We start from the raw sequence: 6,502 nt of genomic DNA, 5'->3' as shown, positions 1-6,502 counted from the left end.
ACTACAACGTTATAAATTAAAAATAATTTAAAAAAACTGATTTATTAAGGTTGAATAATCAACATTTTAAAGACATTATTAAGCATTTATACTAAAAATACATTTAAAATTTTATGAAATTCATAGTTAGACCTTTAATACTAATATTACTATTTTTCATACAAAATTCAAGTTTTTCACAAGTAAAAAACATCGGAATTCCTGACATAAAAAACTATAAAAGATCAGAATACAAAGGAGGAACTCAAAACTGGAGTATTGATCAGGACAAAAACGGCAATATTTACTTTGCCAACAATAGTGGTTTAATACAATTTGATGGCTCAAATTGGCACAAATATTCGCTACCCAATAAATCAGAGATACGAAGTTTAAAAATCGATGCTCTAGGAAGAATATTTGTTGGCGGAAATAATGAGTTTGGATATTTTAAAATCGACGAAAAAGGGATTTTAAAATATCATTCTCTTTACAATCTTCTTAGTCCTATTGATAAAGAAAACATCAATCTAATCTGGAGAATTCACCTCTTTAATGGTGAAGTAATTTTTCAGTCTTTCTCAAAGGTATTTTTCCTTAAAGGCGAAAAAATTACCACTTTAAATGCTCCTCACAAATTTCAATTTTCATTTTTAGTAAATAAACGCCTTTATTTTCAGGATAAAACTTTGGGTGTATTGGAATACAAAAACAGAAGACTAACAGCTGTTGAAGGCACAACGGTTTTTAATGATAAAGAAATCTGGTCTCTTTTTCCTCTTCCGAATAATCGTTTATTGTATGCCACTCTGGAAAAAGGTCTTTTTGTAGCCGAAAAAGGAATTATAAAACCATGGGAAACCGAAGCAAACGACTTTGTAAAAAAGAATACCTCTCTGGGTGGTTCTATTATTAAAAATAAATTTATAGTTCTTAATTCCGTATTAGACGGAGCAATAATTTGCGATTTAAACGGAAAAATACTCCAACATTTAAACAGACAAAAAGGACTTCAAAACAATACAATTTTAGCCTCATTTATAGACAATAAAAACAATATCTGGCTCGGACTTGACAATGGTATTACATTTATAAACGAGAACTCTCCTTTTTCTTATTTCGACTATAGTTATAATATAGGAACGGTTTACGCTTCAACAACATTCCAGGGTAATTTATATGTTGCTACAAACCAAGGGTTGTTTTATCATTCTTGGGGAACATCATTTAAAGACAGTCCGTTTATAAGAGTTGAAGGAACAATTTCTCAGGTCTGGAATATTCAGGTTTTAAACGATGTACTAATCTGCGCCAGTAATAGTGGGGCATTAATAATTGAAAAAAACAGAGTCTCTAAGATATTAGACAACAAAGGATACTTTGGATTCAAAAAAATCCCAAATCATCCAGATTATATTATAGGAGAAAGTTACAATGGTTTTTCTGTTTTCAAAAAATCTTCGACTGGATACGACTATTTGCATCAAGTAAAAGGCTTTGATGAAACAACCAATAATTTTTCTGTAGAAATTGACGAGAATTACCTTTGGTTAAAGAAAAACCCATTCTTATATCAGGTTAAATTATCTGATGATTTGAAAAGATTTGATTTTATGAAAAAACATGTCAATATCTCTGAAAAATTCAAAGGAATTAACAGTTTACAAAACATCAATAATAAAGTATATTTTCAGGTAAAAAATCATTTCTACAGATATTCCGTTGAACAAGAAACTTTTTTTGAAGATAAAAAGATTACAGCTTTGTTTAAAGGAATTCCAACAATAAATACTTTAATCGAAGATCCGTCTGGAAATTTATGGTATGCTTTTAATGAATCTCTTGGTGTTTTAGTTAAAAATAAAAATGGCGTTTACACTCGAAAACAATCGATATTTTCTAATTTAACAGGGAATTTGGTAAACAATTATATATCTGTTAATGCTATTGATCCTCAAAACATTTTTATAGGATTAACAGATCGATTAACACATTACAATTCGACTATACCGAATACATTTATGACCAAACCGAAAGCTTTCATTGAAAGTTTTTCATTTCCAGGCGACACTATTTTGACAGGTAATCTTGCTAATAAAACAGAATCCTACAGCTTACCCTATAAATATAATCGCGTAAAATTCACCTTTGCTTCACCAACATACGAAAATCAGGAAAACGTAATGTACTCTTATAAATTAGAGCCTTTTGAAGAAAATTGGCGCGGCTGGTCTTCAACTGCCATTAAAGAATACACCAATTTAAGAGAAGGAAGTTATGTGATGAAATTAAAAGTTAGAAATAGCTACGGAATAGAATCCAACATAAGCGAAGTTGAGTTTACAGTTTCTCCGCCATGGTACAGGCATTTTTTGGCTTATTTATTTTATCTGATTCTTATTCTTTTGGGGGCTTATTTGATTTCTGTTAGAATTAAATTAAAGATTAGAAAAAACAGGTATTACGAAACTATTGAACAGCGAAGATTATATCTTGAAAAGGAATCTAAAATTAGACATGAACAACATGATTTGGAGAAAGAAATTGAAAAACTAAAAAATGACAAACTTCAAATTAAAATCTTAGCAAAAGACAAAGAACTAGTTAACAACTCGTTACAGGTTGTAAAAAAGAACAAAGTCTTAAACGGAATTATTCACAAATTAAAAGACATTGATACCAGCATTTTAGACGACAACACTAAATCGGAATTCAGCAAATTGCACAAAAGCATTGTCAAGGAGGTTAATACAGATAAGAGCTGGAAAGATCTTGAAAAACATATTAAAAACGTTCATTTTGAGTTTTTAAAACGCCTTAAAGGGCAATACCCGACAATTTCTCCAAGAGAATTAGATCTATCAACCTATTTATTAATGAATATGTCTACTAAAGAGATTGCCGAAATTATGAACATTTCAACTGGAGGAGTCGAATTGGCTCGTTATCGCTTAAGAAAGAAATTAGGTTTAAACAAAAAAGAGAACCTAATCGGATTTTTAATGACTATTTAAAAAAGAAGCCATTCAATAATGAATGGCTTCTTTTTTTAAGAAATATATTCTAGAGTTCGTTCCAGAGCCATTCCTCTTGAACCTTTAATTAGAATGGTATTGGAGTTAAACTTGAAAGTTTTAAGAAATTCCGCAAAGATTTCAAAGGTTTCGAAGAATTTCACATTCTCTTTTGACACTTGATTTGCATAAAAATCTTTCCCTATTAAAAAGCATACAGCCTGATTCTGATCTGTTAAAGAATCAACTATTACTTTATGTTCATACAAACTTTCTTTTCCAAGTTCAAACATATCGCCAAGAATCATAATCTTATTTTGGTTATCTAATTGCAGAAAATTAGAAATCGCCACAGCCATACTACTTGGATTGGCATTATAAGCATCTAAAATGATCTCATTTGAACCTTTTTGAAGCATCTGAGATCTATTGTTTGCAGGAATATAATTTTCAATAGCGTTCTTTATATCGCCCTCATTTACTTCAAAATATTTCCCAATAGAAACTGCTGCATTTATATTGTTCGCATTATAAAGTCCGATTAAATGAGATTCGATTCTGAAACCATCATAATTTATAGCAACAAACGGATTTGCGCTTATTTCTTGAATATTCAAATCAGCATTTTCCTTTTTTATACCAAATGTAAAAGACTTAATCCCTTTAGATTTCTCAATCTGAATAGCGTCTTCGAGATTTACAAAAACAGTCTTTTTATTTGCAGCAAGGTACTGGTACATCTCGCTTTTGCCTGCAATTACACCTTCAACACCACCAAAACCTTCTAAATGTGCTTTACCGAAATTAGTAATATAACCAAAATCTGGTTGTGCTATTTGACACAAGAATTCAATTTCTTTCTGGTGGTTCGCCCCCATTTCTACAATTCCAATTTCTGTTTCTTTCGTAAAAGAAAGCAAAGTCAATGGAACGCCAATATGGTTATTTAAGTTTCCAACAGTAGCTTTTGTTTTAAACTTTTTAGATAAGACAACATTAATCAATTCTTTGGTTGTTGTTTTTCCGTTACTTCCTGTTAAAGCAACAATTGGAAGTGCCAAATAAGAACGGTGAAATTTTGCCAGTTCCTGAAGTGTCTCCAAACTATTTTCAACCAAAATAGTTCTCTCATCAATATAGTATGTCTCATTATCTATTACAACAAATAATGCTCCTAAATCTAAAGCTTCTTTGGCAAATGTGTTAGCGTCAAAATTCTCCCCTTTAATCGCAAAAAACATTGAATTCTTTTCAATCTTTCTGGTATCAATAGAAAGCGAACTGCATTGTAAAAACAAATTATGAATGTCCTGAATATTCATTTATAAAATTTTAAATAGATCATAAAAATAGAAAAAAACAATAAAAAAATTCCAAATTCCAGACTGAATATTCAGCTTTTGGAATTTGGAATTTTTATGCTAGAAATTCTAATTCTTAGTTTCTAGGAGATTTTCTTCTTTCAGATTTTGCTCCTACTCTAGACATTGCACATCTGAAACCAATGTAATCAGTTGCCATATCTTGAGGGAAATATCTTCTTTGAGCTGGGTCTAACCAATAAGCTCTATCTCTCCAAGATCCTCCTTTGTAAACTCTTACTTTATCATCGATTAAAGTAGTACGTTTACTAGAATTATCATATTTTCTTATCATTTTACCTAAACTGTCTGTTGTTACATTATGTTTAGGAGAATTGTACATAGCTTGATCTGCTTTTGCCCCTGATTCAGAATCTCCAAAGTCAAAATATCTTGAAGATTGTTTATCACCATCTCTGTAATTGATATTATCACTTGTACTGAAGTTTTGTCTCAAATACGTTTCTTGCTCATCAACTGGAACCTGAGCAATTTCTCCAGGAAGGTTTCTTGCAATAACTTTACCATTACTTAAAGTATCATACTTAATAGTAGCAGTAGTCACGATTTCAACTTTTCCATCTTTACCAATTTTGTTTTTTGCGTACTGATTTCCTCTATAATAGTTGAAATCATTTGCTTCATTATCAATAATTGGTCTGTAAACGTCAGCTACCCATTCTGCAACGTTTCCGGCCATATCATATAGTCCGAAATCGTTTGGAGCATAACTTTTAACAGCATTAGTAATATCCGCTCCGTCATCTGACCAACCTGCAATTCCACCGTAATCACCGTTTCCTTGTTTAAAGTTAGCCAATTGATCTCCTTTGTTTTTACGTTTGTTAGAACGTGTATAATCTCCAGACCAAGGGTATTTCTTTTGTCCTTTGTAGATATTATATTCTCTTTGTCCAACATCTGCAGCAGCTGCATATTCCCATTCTGCTTCAGTAGGAAGTCTGTACTCTGGCAAGATAATTCCAGAAGAACGTTGTGCGTACACATTTTTCTCTTCAGGAACTACACCATCTTTTCCAGCTTTTGGTCTTCTTCCAGTTGGGTTTTTCTTTAATACAATTTCTTCGCTTGCACCACGTGATGTACTTGGAGACATTAAGTATCCTTCAGTATTAAATGCGTTTTCAGCATTAACATCATTAGTTTTAGCTCCTTTTTGAAGGTATCCGTTTTTCTCTAAAACCGCCTCATTTACACGGTCAGTTCTCCATTTACTAAATTCTACAGCTTGAATCCAGTTTACACCAACTACAGGATAGTTAGCATATGAAGGGTGTCTTAAATAGTTATTAGTCATCGTTTCGTTGTAACCTAAACGATTTCTCCATACAAGAGTATCTGGTGATGCTCCTTCGTAAATGTTTTTGTAATTTTCTTCTGTAGGTGGAAAAACTTTCTTCAACCACTCTAGGTATTCTAGGTACATACCGTTCGTAACTTCGGTTTCATCCATATAGAATGACTGAACGTGTTGTTGAGTTGGTGTGTTATTCCAATCGTGCATAACATCATCCTGTACTTTACCCATAGTAAACGTACCTCCTTCAACAAAAACCAAACCAGGACCAGCCTGTTGTTTTTTACCTGCATTTCTGGCAGCAGTTCCATTCTGACTATCTACATCCCAGCCGGTTGCTCTAGAAGCATGGCTCGAACTCGATTTTTTGCTACAACTAGCCGTGCCCAACATCAATACCATTGACATCATTAATTGCAAGACTACAATTTTGTTTACTTTCATACTCATTCTTAGGTGATAAATTTAGGTGCTGCAATATAATAATTAACATTTAATTGGCAACATCTGTTCTAATAATTTTATTTAGCTGTTTTTTTTACCAGAAAATAACCTTTAGTTACGAACGCAAAAATATACTTTTTATTATTTACTGTAACATGAAATACTATATTTTTACTTACTAATTATTTTTTAATTAAATTTCGTTTTTTAAACCAATGAAACAGCTCGTTTTTATCTATTTCTTTTTGATTCCGATTCTTGTATTTTCCCAGTCAAATGGGGACATTACAGTCAATTGGCAAAACAAAAAAGAGACAAATTATGGCGAAAACAAAATCATAATTCCATACTTCACAGGAGGAAGTTTTCGCTTTGATATGACAAAA

Annotated in this window: 3 protein-coding genes; 1 reads left to right on the top strand and 2 read right to left on the bottom strand. The window is 31.7% G+C overall.

All coding sequences use genetic code 11. The features are described 5' to 3' along the window. The first annotated feature begins 113 nt into the window (after positions 1-113). Positions 114-2,993, top strand: a complete 2,880-nt coding sequence (locus VGE71_RS08340) for a helix-turn-helix and ligand-binding sensor domain-containing protein (RefSeq protein WP_331137910.1) — start codon at positions 114-116, stop codon at positions 2,991-2,993. A gap of 35 nt (positions 2,994-3,028) precedes the next feature. Here VGE71_RS08340 and VGE71_RS08335 read toward each other — a convergent pair whose 3' ends face one another. Together VGE71_RS08335 and gldJ are read right to left on the bottom strand one after the other, a co-directional pair. Beyond that, on the bottom strand, positions 3,029-4,315 hold the full coding sequence (locus VGE71_RS08335) for a UDP-N-acetylmuramoyl-tripeptide--D-alanyl-D-alanine ligase (protein WP_331137909.1): 1,287 nt from the start codon (positions 4,313-4,315) through the stop codon (positions 3,029-3,031). A 115-nt stretch (positions 4,316-4,430) separates the two neighbouring features. After that, positions 4,431-6,116, bottom strand: a complete 1,686-nt coding sequence (gene gldJ / locus VGE71_RS08330; protein WP_331137911.1) for a gliding motility lipoprotein GldJ — start codon at positions 6,114-6,116, stop codon at positions 4,431-4,433. Positions 6,117-6,502 lie beyond the last annotated feature (386 nt).

It is taken from the genome of Flavobacterium sp., from assembly GCF_036405015.1.
In the GTDB taxonomy this organism is placed as follows: domain Bacteria; phylum Bacteroidota; class Bacteroidia; order Flavobacteriales; family Flavobacteriaceae; genus Flavobacterium.
Note: the sequence above shows the minus strand (reverse complement) of the source record. Positions and strands in the feature narration are given on the sequence as shown.

What these genes read in the sequence shown, in the direction of transcription:
- VGE71_RS08340 (WP_331137910.1), top strand. Translation starts at nt 114, where the DNA reads ATGAAATTCATAGTTAGACCTTTAATACTAATATTACTATTTTTCATA.
- VGE71_RS08335 (WP_331137909.1), bottom strand. Translation starts at nt 4,315, where the DNA reads ATGAATATTCAGGACATTCATAATTTGTTTTTACAATGCAGTTCGCTT.
- gldJ (WP_331137911.1), bottom strand. Translation starts at nt 6,116, where the DNA reads ATGAAAGTAAACAAAATTGTAGTCTTGCAATTAATGATGTCAATGGTA.